Source organism: Sorangium sp. So ce363 (assembly GCF_051520435.1).
Lineage (GTDB): Bacteria > Myxococcota_A > Polyangia > Polyangiales > Polyangiaceae > Sorangium > Sorangium cellulosum_B.
Genome location: NZ_CP150333.1, coordinates 420,226 through 434,121 on the forward strand (window position 1 = coordinate 420,226; position 13,896 = coordinate 434,121).

At 73.9% G+C, this 13,896-nt stretch carries 11 protein-coding genes and 1 tRNA gene; 8 read left to right on the forward strand and 4 right to left on the reverse strand.

Annotated features, from left to right (window positions below; all coding sequences use genetic code 11):
* Positions 1 to 84: 84 nt before the first annotated feature.
* On the forward strand, positions 85 to 885 hold the full coding sequence (locus tag WMF12_RS01665; RefSeq protein WP_437860878.1) for a hypothetical protein: 801 nt from the start codon (positions 85 to 87) through the stop codon (positions 883 to 885).
* Between the two features lie 236 nt (positions 886 to 1,121).
* Positions 1,122 to 1,193 (forward strand) — tRNA-Cys (locus WMF12_RS01670).
* 161 nt (positions 1,194 to 1,354) lie between these two features.
* On the opposite strand, the gene WMF12_RS01675 is transcribed toward WMF12_RS01670, so the two are convergent.
* Positions 1,355 to 1,765 (reverse strand): SET domain-containing protein, encoded by a 411-nt coding sequence (locus tag WMF12_RS01675; RefSeq protein WP_437860889.1) that lies wholly within the window; start codon positions 1,763 to 1,765, stop codon positions 1,355 to 1,357.
* Positions 1,766 to 1,902: 137 nt separating this feature from the next.
* Between WMF12_RS01675 and WMF12_RS01680 the strand changes: the two genes are divergently transcribed.
* The 3 genes from WMF12_RS01680 (at position 1,903) to WMF12_RS01690 (ending at position 3,395) form a co-directional block, all read left to right on the forward strand.
* Complete coding sequence (locus tag WMF12_RS01680; protein ID WP_437860903.1) at positions 1,903 to 2,424, forward strand: penicillin-binding transpeptidase domain-containing protein; 522 nt, start codon at positions 1,903 to 1,905, stop codon at positions 2,422 to 2,424.
* Between the two features lie 144 nt (positions 2,425 to 2,568).
* Complete coding sequence (locus WMF12_RS01685; protein ID WP_437860915.1) at positions 2,569 to 2,931, forward strand: c-type cytochrome; 363 nt, start codon at positions 2,569 to 2,571, stop codon at positions 2,929 to 2,931.
* The gene (locus WMF12_RS01690; RefSeq protein WP_437860916.1) at positions 2,928 to 3,395 is read left to right on the forward strand and encodes a hypothetical protein; all 468 of its coding nucleotides are present in this window, start codon (positions 2,928 to 2,930) and stop codon (positions 3,393 to 3,395) included. Before WMF12_RS01685 ends, WMF12_RS01690 begins: the two co-directional genes overlap by 4 nt.
* A gap of 54 nt (positions 3,396 to 3,449) precedes the next feature.
* On the opposite strand, the gene WMF12_RS01695 is transcribed toward WMF12_RS01690, so the two are convergent.
* The 3 genes from WMF12_RS01695 to WMF12_RS01705 form a co-directional block, all read right to left on the reverse strand.
* On the reverse strand, positions 3,450 to 7,103 hold the full coding sequence (locus WMF12_RS01695) for an AAA family ATPase (RefSeq protein WP_437860918.1): 3,654 nt from the start codon (positions 7,101 to 7,103) through the stop codon (positions 3,450 to 3,452).
* A 26-nt stretch (positions 7,104 to 7,129) separates the two neighbouring features.
* Positions 7,130 to 10,717, reverse strand: coding sequence for an AAA family ATPase (locus WMF12_RS01700; protein WP_437860936.1), 3,588 nt, complete (start codon positions 10,715 to 10,717; stop codon positions 7,130 to 7,132).
* A gap of 72 nt (positions 10,718 to 10,789) precedes the next feature.
* A complete protein-coding gene (locus tag WMF12_RS01705) occupies positions 10,790 to 11,908 on the reverse strand; it encodes a cytochrome-c peroxidase (RefSeq protein WP_437860946.1) in 1,119 nt (372 codons plus the stop codon).
* Between the two features lie 49 nt (positions 11,909 to 11,957).
* Here WMF12_RS01705 and WMF12_RS01710 point away from each other — a divergent pair, with 49 nt between their 5' ends.
* The 3 genes from WMF12_RS01710 to rd all read left to right on the forward strand — a co-directional run bounded on the left by WMF12_RS01710 (position 11,958) and on the right by rd (position 13,571).
* The gene (locus WMF12_RS01710; RefSeq protein ID WP_437860955.1) at positions 11,958 to 12,101 is read left to right on the forward strand and encodes a hypothetical protein; all 144 of its coding nucleotides are present in this window, start codon (positions 11,958 to 11,960) and stop codon (positions 12,099 to 12,101) included.
* Between the two features lie 300 nt (positions 12,102 to 12,401).
* Positions 12,402 to 13,241, forward strand: a complete 840-nt coding sequence (locus tag WMF12_RS01715; RefSeq protein WP_437860981.1) for an SDR family NAD(P)-dependent oxidoreductase — start codon at positions 12,402 to 12,404, stop codon at positions 13,239 to 13,241.
* A 165-nt stretch (positions 13,242 to 13,406) separates the two neighbouring features.
* Positions 13,407 to 13,571, forward strand: a complete 165-nt coding sequence (rd, locus tag WMF12_RS01720; RefSeq protein ID WP_437861011.1) for a rubredoxin — start codon at positions 13,407 to 13,409, stop codon at positions 13,569 to 13,571.
* Positions 13,572 to 13,896: the final 325 nt, after the last annotated feature.

The following is a 13,896-nucleotide window of genomic DNA, read 5'->3' on the forward strand; positions in this document are numbered from 1 at the left end:
GTGAGCGCTGCGGGAGGTGCGCTGTCGGGGCGCGCCCAACTTGCGATTGGCCCCCGGCGCTCCAGGTTCGAGGGAGGGGTCACCATGCGGTTCTTCGAAGCGGTTGGGCGTGTGATCGGGGGAGCGCTGTCTCCTATCGCCGGGGGGGGCAGCTTCATCCGGAGAGCGAGGCTGTTCCATCCCGACGGCGTGGTCTACTGCGCGGGGGTGAAGGCGCTCGCGGTGGAGGGCGAGGTCGGCGCGCTGGCGCAGCGGCTGGCGGGGCCGGCGCTCGTGCGGCTCTCGGGCGCGATGTGGCGGTGGCGGGGCGGCAAGGGCGAGCGCCGTCCGGACGTGCTGGGGGTCGCGGTGCGCTTCCGGACCAGCGAAGAGGTGACGCCGGCCGCGAGCGCCGGCGATCAGGACCTCATCTTCGTGAGCGCGCGCCGACTTTTGCTGCTCCCGTTCGCCCTCTTCACGACGAAGAGGCACGACTTCCTGGACAACGACTACTACGCGCTGGCGCGGTTCGACGTGGCCGGCTTCGGTCGCGCGGAGTTCCGCCTGGTGCCGCTGCGCGCGGCGGTGGTGAAAGGCAACCGCCTGGAGAAGCTGGAGCGCGCCGCTGCGGCGGGGCTCGCGCTGCTGCGCCTCGAGGTGAGGCGAGGGGGCTCGCGCGCGCGGTGGATGGCAGTGGCCGATATGGAGCTGTACGAGCCGGTGGACATCGACCAGCGCGCCCTCCGCTTCAACCCCTTCCAGACGGGGAAGGGGATCGTGCCGCGCGGGCTGCTCCAGGCGACGCGGCGGGCGGTCTACACGGCCAGCTACATCGGGCGAGCCCTGGGGGCGCGGGAGAGGGTGCCGCGCGCGGGAAGGGCACGGCGCGGCGGGCGCGAACAGTAAGCAGCGCGGGTGTTCTGGAGGGCTGCGGCGGGAACGCGCCGGAGCCCCCCTCCGCCGGCTCCAGGATCGGGACGGGAGGGAACTGGAAGCCGGAACGACGACAGAACGACGACAGAACGAGCGTGGCGGAGCGCCGGCTGAAGGGACGGCTCGGCCGCGTGAATGTAGACGGCGGTATCAAAGGCGTTGACAGCCGCGCAGAGATGAGGCATGACCTCCCGCCGCTTCGAACAGTCGGTGAGGTAGCCAAGTGGTTAGGCAACGGTTTGCAAAACCGTTATACGCGGGTTCGAATCCCGTCCTCACCTCCGCAACGACGACAGTCCGGCCCGAGCGTTGACCGAGGTGCCCCGGCCTTACGAGGCGAGCGCGGTGCGCCGGCGAAGCTGACGGGCGCTCGCCAGCGCGCCGGTATCGTCGACGTGAGCCGGAGCGGTACGGTCGCCACCACGGCGCTCGCGTCCTCGCCTCAGCGAGGATCGAACCAGGTGTAGCCGTAGTCGAAGCAGAGCTCCTCGCCCGCGTGGATGTCGCGGAGCGCGATGGCAGCCATCGAGTCCGGCACCGGGCCGTCATTCATCTCGACGTTGGGTGTCGCCGAGTGGTTGTAGAGCGCGAGCAGCCCCCACGCATACGCCTTCTCCCGCCCCGGCTCCTCCCCCCACGTGAACACGTGATGGAGCGCCTGGCAGTTGCGGTGGTCCTCGGTCTTCAGATCCGACGCCTGGAAGCAGCTGACAGCGGCCCACTCGACGACGGCGCCCTTTGGCAGGAACCGGCGAGCGAAGACGCCCCGGCCCTTCCCAGGGATGCGGCGCCACACGACGTTCGGATGGAACTGGTTCTCGGCGATGAGGGCGTCGATTTCCTGGTCGGTCATGGCAGGCGCCGCCGACGCTATCACGCCCCGCCATCTCGGGTCACCGCCACGCCCCAGCAGGATACGCGGTGCCACCTGCGGTCCGGACCTCGCGCTCGAGTACAGCGGCGAGAGAGGGGCGTCCAGCGAGCGCGGCGGTGCTCGAACGCCTATCGGCAGCGCGGCCCATCGCGATCGAAGGGCTCGGCCGCTGGCTGCGGAACACCGTGCCTTCCACCACGTTCGTGGCGATCTCCGCGGCTGCTCGCCGACGCCGCGCTCAGCCGGGATCGACCTTCAAGGCGATCGTCCACGGCTACGGCATCCATTCGCGCAAGCTCACGGCGGCCTCGATGCTCGAGACCGACCCGGCGGCGCTCGAGGGCTATCGGCCCGGCAACTACGACGAGAGCGAGGGGCAGAGCCCGAAGCGCCTGCGCGAGGCGCTCGCCCACAGCGTGAACGTGGCCGCGGTGTCGGCGCTCCGGCACGTCGGCCCCGAGGCCGTCGTCGCGTGGGCGCGCGAGCTCGGGATCACGTCGAAGCTCGGCGCCGCGTTCCCGGGCCAGGAGGGCGCCGTGGAAGAGGTGTTCCTCGAGGGCACCGAGCCGACCGGCGTCGCGGTGCCGGACCCGGCCGCGATCGGGCAGGGGATCCTGGACCTCTTCAAGACGCAATGATCGTCGCGAGGCGACCCGGCTCCTTCGGCGCCCCGCGCCGCGGCCTCCTGCTCGGGCTGGCCGGGCGCGCGGCGCCCTGGTGATCCTCGCGGCGCGACGCCGGCCCCACGCGGCGCCGCCGCGCGCTATGTTCGGCCCGCCCGCATGAAGTGGTCGCCGATCCTCGCCGCCCTGCTCCTGCTCGCGGCCGCGTGCAAGAGGCCCGACCCCGCCGAGGAGGCGCTCGCGCTCTCGCCGCAGGCCGCGAAGGGCAAGGCCATGTTCTCCACCCTCTGCGCGGCGTGCCACGCCCCCAGCGCCAAGCTGGTCGGCCCTCCGCTCAGCGAGATCGCAGCGCTCTACAGGACCGATCCCGCGGGCATCGTCCGCTGGGCCGTGACCCCGGGGCGAAAGCGCACCGACGTCCCCCCGATGCCCAGCTTCCGCGGCGTCCGGGAGTCGGATCTCGCCGACATCGCGCAGTACATCATCGAGGCCGGCACCGCGGCCGGAAAGCAGGGTCCATGATCTATTCGTTCGTCCTCGTCGCGCACTCGTGGCTGCGCTGGGTCGTCCTGCTGCTCGGGCTCCTGGCGCTCGCGCGGTCGGTCCGCGGCTGGGCCCAGCGGGGGCCGTGGACAGCGGCGGATCGCAAGGTGGGCGCGGCGTTCGTCGGTTCGCTCGACGCCCAGCTCCTCCTCGGCGTCTTGCTCTACACCGCGCTCAGCCCGCTCAGGCCCACGTCGCTGGCCGCGCTGAAGGCCGCCATGCCCATCGCGGCGCTGCGCTTCTTCGCCGTCGAGCACATCTTCGCCATGATCGTGGCGGTGGCGGTCGCCCACGTCGCCTGGGCCCGGGCGAAGCGAGCCCCGGACCCCACCGCGCAGCACCGGCGCCTGGCGCTCGGCGTCGTCTTCACGCTGCTCATCATCCTCGCCGCCATCCCCTGGCCCTTCATGGCGTACGGTCGCCCGCTCTTCCGGCTGCCCTGAGAGGCCGTCCGCCGTCGCCTGCGCATCCCCGGAGCAGCAGCCCGGGGCGCCGGCTCACGCCACGTCCTCCCGGCTCATCCGGAGCAGCCACAGCGGGGCCAGCGCCTGCGACAGGCTCCGCACCAGCGACGACTCGGCATACCCCATCACGTAGTCCTCGATCTCGATCGGCGCGGTCGCGCCCGGGCGGCGCGGCGGGTCGAACCGGACCCGCCGCACCACCGGGAGGAGCTCGGCCGGGTTCGGCGGGAGCGCGCGCCCGCGCCGCGCCGCCTCGTCGAACGCCGCCTGCAGGTCGAGGTGCTCCCGGACCGCGCGCGCCGGCGAGAGGCCCGGCCGGGCCGGCAGGACGCGCACCCGCACCACCTCGGGGCCGCGCGAGAGCGACGTCCAGACGTGCGCGCCCGTCTCGAGCTCGAAGAAGTCCATCACGCACAGGCCCACGACGCTCAGGACGAGGAGCTCCGCCCCGCGCCCGGGGGCGGCGAGCATCGCCTCGATCCCCGCCGCCCCGCGGCCCTGCTCGACCACGCGCGCGCGCCCGTCGCCGTCGGACGCGCTGCCGAGCGGCGCGCACGCCCACCCCTCCACCTCCCCCCCTGCCTCGCCGTAGGCGCGCGCGAGCGCCTCGAAGAGCCCCTCCTCGGGCTCGTCGCGCGCGCCGGCCGGCCCCTCGTCGAAGCGCGCCGCGCGGAGCAGCTCGATCAGGACCGCGTGCTGGCCCGGCTCGTCCACCTTGCGGAGCGCGCGCCGGAGCGCGTGGCCCTCCGCGATGCACTCCAGGACCTCCTGCTTCGCCGGCCGGCGCAGCGGGCCCGGCAGCTGGCGCCGGTGGAACAGGCGCACCCGGGAGCGGCTCCACTCGTCCTCGACCGTCACGTAGCCGAACCGCCGCACCTCCAGGTCGAGGTGTTGTTGCTCGTCGTCGTCGCCGCTCCGCCGCCGGACGAGGTCGATCCGCTCGCGGAACGCCCGGATCGCGCCGCGCATGGCGTCGAGGTTGTAGACCGCCTCCGCGTGCTCGTGCGCCTCGGGCCCCTCGGCGGCGGTCCGGCCGTGCTCCGCGAGGTGGTAGCGGATCCGCTCGGAGAGGCGCGCGAGGCCGTCGCTCCGATCGAGCGCGTCGACGAACTCGAGCAGCGGTGAGAGCTCCGCCGTGAGCGCGCCGAGCGGCCTCCCCATGAGCGGCGCGAGGGCCCACGCCGCGGCCGCAGGCTCGGCCTCCGCGAGCGCCTCGCGGTGCAGCGCAAACGTGGGTGACGCGGGGGACTCGGGTGACGCGGGTGACCCGGGTGACCCGCGGGACGCGGCGCCTTCGCCCGCCGCGGCGGCGCCGTCGCCGCGCGCGGTCGTGAAGATGCGGATCACCTGCATCGCGGCGGGCGCGCCGCGGGTGAGCGCGTCGCTCAGCAGCGATCCGATCTCGTCCTCGATGAACCGCTTCACCGAGCGGGCGCCGTCCTCGGCCACGAACGCCTCGCGCGCGATCCGCTCGGCCACGCCGGCGCCCCGGCGCACGAAGACGCTCCGCTCGGCGAGCCCGCGCCGGCCGAGCAGCCGGTCGAGCTCCTTCTCGGCCACCCGCACCGCCACCTCGGGCGTCAGCGGGCGGAACGGCACGACGCGATCGATCCGGTTGAACAGCTCCGGCGGGAAGAAGTCGCGCACCGCCCGCGCGACCTCCTGGGCCGACTCCTCCGCGATCGCGAGCGCCCGCGCCTCCGAGAGCCCCGCGCCGCCGAAGCCGACCAGCGCCCGCGACCGCGCGCCCAGGTTGGACGTCATCACCACCACCGCGTGGTGGAAGTGCGCGGGCCTCGCCGCCGCGTCCGTGAGCAGCCCGTCCTCGAAGAGCTGGAGCAAGAGGCCGTGCACCGACGGGTGCGCCTTCTCGATCTCGTCGAGCAGCACCAGCGAGAACGGCTGCTCCCGCACCCGCTGCGTCAGGAGCCCGTCGGGCGCGTAGCGATCGCCGACGAGCCGCGCCGGCGCGTCCGGGCCGCTCTGCTCGCTCATGTCGAAGCGGAGCAGGCGCGACGCGCTGCCGTAGATGAGCTCCGCCATGCACCTGGCGAGCTCGGTCTTGCCGGTCCCCGTCGGCCCGGTGAAGAGGTACACGCCGTACGGGCGCCGCGGATCCACGAGGCCCGCCTTGATGCGCGCCACGAGGTCCGCCGCCGCGCGCACGGCCTCCGGCTGGCCGATCACCCGCCGGCCGAGCTCCTCCTCCAGCGCGCCGGCGTCGAGCGGCTCGTCGCCGCCCAGGAGGAGCCGCGGTACGCCGGTCTTCTGCGACAGGAGCCGCAGCACGTCCTGCGAGCCGACCGGGCGCGGCGCGTGGCCGCGCGCCGGCCCCGGCTCCCCGGAGGGCGAGGGCGTCACGCCCGCGCGGACGACCTCGCGCAAGAGGTCGATGGCCTTGCCCGGCAGCGCCTGCGCCGAGAGGAGCGATCCGCCGAGGTCGAGGATCGTCCGCAGCACGTACGGGCTCACGCGGGCGGCGTGGCGCTGCTCGAGCGCGCGGACCTCCCGCACCATGAGGCGGAACGTCTCGGAGGGCGTCGCCTCGGGGAGGAAGAGCGGCGTGAACAGGGCCGCGAACGACGGGGACTCCTGCTCGAGGAGGCGGAACGCCTCGGGGGAGCACTCGCCGACCATCACGATCTCGCGGCGGGAGAGCGGGCCGCGGAAGAAGTCGGCGAGCGAGCGCTCGCTCTCGCGCGACCTGCCGATCCGGCCGAAGTGGTGGAGGTCGTCGATCGCGAGGATCGCGCCGCGGCTGCGCGCGTCCTCGACGAGCTCGACGCACCGCTTCTCCCAGTCGCCGAGGTGGCTCATCCCGGCGATGAGCCTGCGGCCGCTCACGGCGACGACGTCGCGGACGCGGTCGAGGTTCTTGTGCGCGCCGTACCCGTCGGCCGCGAGGAGATCGAGCACCGCCCGGTGGATCAAGGTCGTCTTGCCGCACCCCGGCGGGCCGACGACGACGACGGGCTGCGCCCTGCCCGCGCCGAGCAGCAAGGCGAGCTGCTCGCGCTGCGGCGATCGCGGCACGCCCGCGTCGAGATTGCCCTGGGCCGCGCGCTGCGTGAGGCTCACGCCGAGGTTCGGCAGGACCTTGAGGCCCCGGCGCTTCTTCCAGCGGAACGCCGGATCGGCGCCGGTGTCGTCGTCGCCTGGTCGCTCCGGCAGGTCCGCGAGCGCCGAGCGCGGGGCGCACGAGAACGACAGCGCCGCGATGCGCTCCTTGCCCCGGCTCCAGAGCCGCGCGATCTCGTCGTCGTCGAGCGCGGCCCACGCGACCTGGAACAGCGCGCGGAGCTGCTCGTCCAGCGGGAGATCCTCGCGGATCGGCGCGGCCTCGCCCTGGCGGGCGGGGTGGTAGGCGAAGACGACGCGCTCGTGCTCCGAGGCCCAGCGCGGCTCGAGCACGACGGGGCAGAGCCCGCTCACCTTGCGCCGCTCGGCGGCGCCGGAGAGCGTGAGCTCGAGGCGCACCTTCTCGAGCCGGATGCCGCGGGGGAACTCGAAGCGCGCGAGCTCGGCCGCGCGCGCCTTCTCGAAGACGGCCCTGAGCTCCTCGGTGAGCAGGCGCCGGACGCGCTCCGCGTGCCGCCCCTCCCGCGAGCGCGTGCCCGGGCCGAGGCCGAGCGTCACGCACTCGACGTTCGTGGTCCGCCGTTCGAAGAGCGGGATCGTGAAGTGCACGGCCTCAGGGTAGTGGCTCTGCCAGGTCAGGCGTCGGGCAAATCATCCAGCGCCGGGCCGTCCCCGCCTGCGCTGAAGTACTCGCTCCGATCCAGCCCGCTCCCCTCGTCCTCGAACAGGAGCAGGTGCGTCAGCGCGACCTCGTCGAGCCGCTCAAAGTACCAGGCCGGATCCATCGCGATCCGCGCCCTGCGCCCCGCGATCAGCGCCGCGCCCTCGACCTCGTCGAGCTCGCGCGCGGCCGCCCCGCGCCGCCGCGCCGCGGCCGAGCCGGCGGGCGGCGGCGCGAGCGACCTGTGCTCCCACTGGTCCTCGGCGATGTCGGCCGCGTGCGCGACGAAGTGCACGAACACGTGCAGCCGGCCGTCGTCCGGCGCCTCGCCCGCGTCCCGCTTGCGCGCGACCACCCGGTGGAGCCCCCGCTCCAGCGAGAGGAACGCCCCGGCGTACGCGCCGGTGCAGCGGAGGAGCACGCTCCGGAACCCGCGCTTCGGCTTGTCGAGCGCGTCCAGCACGTCGCCGGGAGCGCGCGGCGGGCCCCACCGCCGGCTCGCGGGCCACGCGCCGTCGCCGGGCCCGGCCCGGTCGCCGTCGATGTGCAGCGTCGCGCCCCACCCGCGCCGCGGGAGCTCCTTGAGGAGCGGCGCGAGCCACCGCTCGAACGCCCCCGCGTCGAGCTCCTCCAGGATCAGCGTGATCGCGTCGCGCCGCGACTCGGTCGCGACGAGCGCGCGGGGCAGCACCTTGCGCACGCCCTCCCACGCCGCGCGCGCCTCGCCCGCGAGCCCGCGCACCTCCTCGCCCTCGAGCAGCGCCATCAGGGCGAGCTCCTCGACGCCGTGCATCTCCTCCTGCGCGCGCTCGAGCTGCCCCCACAGCTCGCTCAGCCGGTGGTGCTCGGCCTGCAGCGCCGCGGCGTCGATCTCCTTTCGCCGATCGCGCGACGGTCCGCTCGCGAGGCTCAGCTGCGTCAGCAGGAAGTCGATCTGCTCCTTGAGCTGCTCGAGCGGCCCGAGGCCCATCCACCGGTCCACCTCGCGCCGGAGCTCGCCGACCTGCTCGACGCCGAACGCCTGCTGCGCGGCCTTCGCCGCGCGCCGCCGCCGCGCCGCGAGGCGGAGCGCGGGCGTCTCGGCGCGGGCGACCACGGCGCCGTCGGCGGGCGCCGCCGCTTCAGGCTCGCCCGCCTCGGTCACCCACACCGTGAGATCCCGCGCGTCGCCCCCGAGCCTCGCGAGCAGCCGCGCGAGCGGCGCCGCGAGGTGCTCCTCGACGTGGCGCCGCAGCGCCCGCGCCCCGTACGCCGGCGCGTGGCCGTCCTCGGCGAGCCGCGCGAGCGCCCGCTCCGACACCTCGAGCGCGACGCCCGCCTCGGACAGCCCGCGGCGCTGGGCGAGGCGCTGCGCCGTGAGGCGCGCGACCTCGGCGAGCTCCGCCCGGGTCAGCGCCCGGAAGGGCACCACGCGATCGATGCGGTTCACGAACTCCTGCCGGAACGCGCCCGCGACGACGCGCTGGTAGTGCGCCTCGTCCAGCGCGGCCTGCTCCTCCGGCCGCTCCGCGCCTCGCTCGCCGGCGAACCCCGCCCGCGCGCGCCGCTCCGCCGCGCCGAGGTTCGACGTCATGATCACGATCGCGTTGTGGAAGTACGCCGTCCTGCCGCGCGCGTCCGACAGGCGCCCCTCGCCGAGCACCTGCAGCAGGAGATCGAACACGGCCCGGTGGGCCTTCTCGATCTCGTCGAGCAGGAGCACGCAGAACGGCTGCTCGCGCACGCGTTGCGTGAGCAGCCCGCCCGCGCCGTCGGTCCCGCGGATCAGGCGATCGGCCGCGCCCTCGCTCGAGAACTCGCTCATGTCGAACCGCGAGAGCCGATCGGGCGAGCCGAAGAGCAGCCCGGCGAGCGCGCGGGCGAGCTCTGTCTTGCCGACGCCCGTCGGCCCCACGAAGAGGAACGCCGCGAGCGGCTTGTCCGGCGGCGAGAGCCCCGCCTTCACCACGGCGATCGTCTCGGCGAGCGCGCGCACCGCGCGCTCCTGCCCGACCACGCTCGCGCCGAGGTCGCGCGCCACGCGGTCGACGCGGAGCGGGAGATCGTCGCGCAGCAGGAACGCCGGCATCCCGGTGCGCATCGAGAACAGCTCGTGGAGATCGCTCCGCCCGAGCGTGACCGGCTCCCCCTGCGCGGTCCGCTCCCGCTCGTGCACGGCGCGCAGGTCCTCGTAGAGGCGGACCGCCTTGCCCGGGAAGGCGCTGTAGGGCAGGTAGCGCTCCGCGAGATCGACGAGCGCCGTCAGCGCGTCGCCCGCGACCGCGGGGCGGTGCGGCTCGACGCGGCCGTCGCGCTCGGCGCGCGCGGCGAGCGCCTTCCGGGTGCTCCCGGCCGAGAGCGGATCGATCCGGATGCGGCTCAGGCCCGCGAAGAACGCCCAGTGCCGCCCCTCGAGCGCGTCGAGCCGGTCGTCCCGGAGCTCGCACAGGACGCGCACCCGCCCCTCGTCGAGGTAGGGCCGCATCGCGCCGGCCAGGTCCACGTGCCCCCCGTCGACGCGCTCGGCCAGGAGGTCGTCGAGGTTCTCGAAGTAGAGCACCGCGTCGAGCGCGGCGGCGGCCTCCATCACGCCGTGGATGCGCTCCTGCCACTGCCCGAGCCCGCTCATGCCCGCGATGAGCTGCGCGCCCGACGTCGCGTAGACGAGCCGCGTCTGGCGGGCGACGTACGCCAGCGCGAGCGCGGTCTTCCCGGCGTGCTCCGGGCCCACGAGCAGCACGCCGAGGCGCTCCTCGCCGTCGAGCAGCGCGGCGAGGCGCGCGAGCTCCGCGTCGCGGCAGGTGAGCGGCGGCGTCGCGAGCGGGCTCCGCTGCGCCGCCACGTGGAGCGGCGTCGCCACCGCGACGAGCGTCTCGACGGCCTTCTTCCGCCGCGCGCGCTCCACGATCGAGGCGCCGCGCGGCCCGTGTCCGCCCGCGCGCTCGGGCTCGGGCAGCGGCGCGTGGAGCACCTCCAGGCGGTGCGCGCTCCCGGGCAGGAGCCCCAGGTGCTCCCACGTCGACAGGACCTGCGACGCGAGCAGCCGGCGCACCTCGTGCCGGATCGCCGCCTCGATCGGCTCGCCCGCCTCCACGTAGAACGCGTGCCCGAGGCTCGGCACGAGCACCCACGCGTCGCTGTCGCCGCGCTCCGCCGCCGGCGTCTCCGTCTGCCCGCGCGCGTCCAACTCGCCGGCCGGCACGACGACGCAGGGGAAGCTCACCGGCACCTCGTTCCGCAGCTTGCGCGGCAAGTCGTCGCGCGGGACGGGGACGCTCACGGAGAGGAGCCCTGTCCCTTGCGGGAACGAGAGCCGGGAGACCGCCTCGGGCCGGGCGCGCGCGGCGTGCTCGCGCAGGAAGAGCTGCTGCTCGACGAGGACGTCCTCGTCGCGGCCGAAGCTCGCGACGTCCGGCGCCGCGACGGGGAAGGCGAGGCACGCGCCGTCGAAGCGCTCGCGCACGAAGACGAGCGCCCTGGCGGTGCGCCCCTCGCTCGCGTCGCGAGCCCCTTCCGCGGACGCGCCCGCTCCGTCCTCTGGAGCGGGCGCGGATCGCCCGTCGTCGCTGGAGCTCGTGCTCATCCGAGAGGGCGGAGCAGAGCCGATCCGCCCTCCCGGCGCAATCAGGTGATCCGCGTGATCCGCGTGATCAGCTCACGTCGGGTCGGCCTTGGGCGTGGTCGGCCCGCTCGGGGGCAGCTCGGGCTGCTTGATGTAGTCGGTCGGGAGATCGCCGGTGAGCGACTTGAGGAACGCGACGATCGCCTTCACCTCTTCGGGCTTGGCCTCCACGCCGAGCTGGTGCCACGCCATCTTGGTCACCGTCTCGTCGAGCGTCGCGATGGAGCCGTCGTGGAAGTACGGGAAGGTCTTCTCGACGTTCCTGAGGCTCGGGACGCGGAAGAAGAACTTGTCCTTCTCGTCCTTCGTGTGGTCGAAGCGCCCGTTGTCCTTGAGGCCGGGGAACTCCTTCACGAGGCCGAGCTTCTGGAACGTCGAGCCGCCGACGGCGACGCCCGTGTGGCAGGTCGGGCACCCGAGCGAGATGAACTTGTGGAACCCGACCTTCTCCTCGGTGGTAAGGGCCTTGTCGTCGCCGCCCAGGAACTTGTCGAAGCGCGACGGCGTGACCAGGCCGCGCTCGAACGCGCCGATCGCCTTGGCCATGTTGTCGTAGGTGATCGGCTCCTTGTCGTCGGGGAAGGCCGTCTTGAAGAGCTTCACGTACTCGGGGATCGACTTCAGCGTCGTGATGACCCGCTTCTCGTCCGGCATGGCCATCTCGACGGGGTTCAGGATAGGCCCTTTGGCCTGGTCCTCGAGCGTGGCCGCCCGGCCGTCCCAGAACTGGGCGACGTGGGGGCCCGCGTTGTACGCAGAGGGCGAGTTGCGGCCGCCGAGCTGGCCCTTGTGCCCGGAGGAGAACTGCTTGTTGTCGACGCCGTAGCTCGAGAGGCCATGACACGAGTTGCAGGAGATATCGTGGTTCTTCGAGAGGCGCGTCTCGTACCACAGCATCCTTCCCAGGGTCACCTTGTCATCGGTGATCGTGTTCTTGTCAGTCTCGAATTTTGCGGGCAGGACCTTGAAGGACTTGACGTCCTTCGGATCGAAGACGAGCGGCTTCACGTCGCTTGTCGCCGCGGCGGTCGCGGCGGGCTTCGCCGTGTTCGAGGCCGGGGCGGCCTTGTGCTCGTACTCCGCGGATCGTTCGCAGGCGCCCAGCCCGGCGGCGATGAAGAGCACACTGATGAGAGATGAGGGCCAACGCATGAGGTCTCCTGGCTCGTGAGGACGCCGTCCACGGTATGAGAGAGCCGCCGTGGACGTCAACGCGCGCCGCGGCCGCCCCGTCGCCGCGCTCGCCGGCCAAGGCGCGGTGCTGGCGGCGGTCGCGGGGGACGCCCCCGGGGTGATGCGTGTTACCGGCCGGTTGCGACTCGTGGTCTCGAAGGTAGCGCAATGAATGTCGAGGTGCCTCCTGCGCGCCTATCTCCTCCGAGGTGCGCTTCTCCGTTTCGCCCGATTTCTCGAGGTGTTGCGCCGCGCGCTCGCGCGGCCTGCGGGGTGTAGCGGGCGAGCTGCGGTAGGGCGGAAGCGCGGAAACGCCGGAGGGCGGAAGCGTGGCGGCGCGGAAACGCCGGAGGGCGGAAGCGTGGAAGCGCGGAAACGCCGGAGGGCGGAAGCGCGGGAGCGTGGACGATGCGAGGCCGGTCGGCGAGGGGGCCCTTGCGCGCCCGGGGGGCGCCGGGCAACCCTGTCGGCCGTGCAATCGCCGATCGACAGCGGGGTCGTGCTCATCACCGGCGCGTCGTCGGGCATCGGCCGCGCGCTGGCGCACGAGATCGCCCAGCGCGCCCGGGCGCTCGTGCTGGTCGCGCGCCGCAAGGAGCGCCTGGAGGCGCTGCGGGCCGATCTCGCCGCGGCGCGGCCGGCGCTCGCCGTGCTCGCCTTCGGCTGCGATGTCACCGATCGGGCGGCGGTCGACGCGATGCTGCTCGCCGTCGAGGCCGAGGTCGGGGGGGTCGACGTCCTCGTCAACAACGCCGGCTTCGGTGACATCGGCGTGTTCGATCTCTCCGCGTGGTCGCGCACCGAGCAGATGATCGCGCTGAACGTGACGAGCCTCGCGTACCTCACGCACCGGCTCGTCGGCCCGATGGTGTCGCGCGGGCGCGGCGCGATCGCGAACGTGAGCTCCGGCTTCGGGCTGACGTTCGGGCCCGGGATGGCCTCGTACGTCGGCACGAAGCACTTCGTCACGAGCTTTACCGAAGCGCTCCGCCTCGATCTCGCCGGCACCGGCGTGCGGGTGACGCAGGTCTGTCCGGGGCCCGTGCGGACCGAGTTCAACGAGGTGGCCGGCAACTTCACGGGCCTCGAGCCTCCCGCGCTCCTGTCGATCTCCCCGGAGCGCTGCGCGCGCGCGCTGGTCCGCGCGGTGGACCGCGGCCTCGCGCTCGTGGTGCCCGGGGTGGTGGCGTGGCTCGTCATCCATCTCGGCGTCATCTGCCCGCGGTGGCTGCTCCGGCTCGCCTACTGGCCGATCGCGCGCGTGCTGCGGAAGAAGCAGCTCGCGGTGCGCGACGCTCCGGCGCCGCCCTGAGCCCGCGTCTCGGCGGCCACGGTCGCCGAGGCGGCGCGCGCGCTCTCGTGGCGCAGGACCTGGGCGCCGTGGCGAGAGCTGCGGACCAGAAGGTTCATCTGCGGCCTTGTCCGCCCTCGTGGTAGCGTCAGGCTCCTCTCGTCGAGCTCTTGAGGAGAACCACGGATGAAGAAATATCGGTGTCTGGTCTGCGGATTCGTCTATGACCCGGCGGTCGGTGACCCCGACACAGGCGTTGCGCCGGGGACCTCGTTCGAGGACCTGCCTGACTCCTGGATGTGCCCGGAGTGCGGCGCGACCAAGGCCGATTTCGAGGCGATCGACGAGTGAGCGATCCGAGCCTCCGCGCCGCCTCGGCGAGCCTCGCGCCGCGGACAGCGCGGAGGCGCCGGCGGCGTGAGCACATCGGCCGCGCGGTCTCCGCGCACCGATGTGCTCCTCGGATCGCGCCGCGCGCCGCCCCGGTGGACGCTCCACCTCATCCACCGCGGATGGGCCTGGCGCACGCGGCCGGGTGAGCGCCATCCGCAGCCGCGCGGGCGCTCGGCGCAGCGAGGCACAGGGCGACGTCGAGGAACGCCGCGGCGGGCGCTCAGCGCAGCGCGCCGCGACCTGCCCCCCGTGCTGATGGGACCTCCCCTGCGGACGCCCGAGC

What these genes read in the sequence shown, in the direction of transcription:
- WMF12_RS01665 (WP_437860878.1), top strand. Translation starts at nt 85, where the DNA reads ATGCGGTTCTTCGAAGCGGTTGGGCGTGTGATCGGGGGAGCGCTGTCT.
- WMF12_RS01675 (WP_437860889.1), bottom strand. Translation starts at nt 1,765, where the DNA reads ATGACCGACCAGGAAATCGACGCCCTCATCGCCGAGAACCAGTTCCAT.
- WMF12_RS01685 (WP_437860915.1), top strand. Translation starts at nt 2,569, where the DNA reads ATGAAGTGGTCGCCGATCCTCGCCGCCCTGCTCCTGCTCGCGGCCGCG.
- WMF12_RS01690 (WP_437860916.1), top strand. Translation starts at nt 2,928, where the DNA reads ATGATCTATTCGTTCGTCCTCGTCGCGCACTCGTGGCTGCGCTGGGTC.
- WMF12_RS01700 (WP_437860936.1), bottom strand. Translation starts at nt 10,717, where the DNA reads ATGAGCACGAGCTCCAGCGACGACGGGCGATCCGCGCCCGCTCCAGAG.
- WMF12_RS01705 (WP_437860946.1), bottom strand. Translation starts at nt 11,908, where the DNA reads ATGCGTTGGCCCTCATCTCTCATCAGTGTGCTCTTCATCGCCGCCGGG.
- rd (WP_437861011.1), top strand. Translation starts at nt 13,407, where the DNA reads ATGAAGAAATATCGGTGTCTGGTCTGCGGATTCGTCTATGACCCGGCG.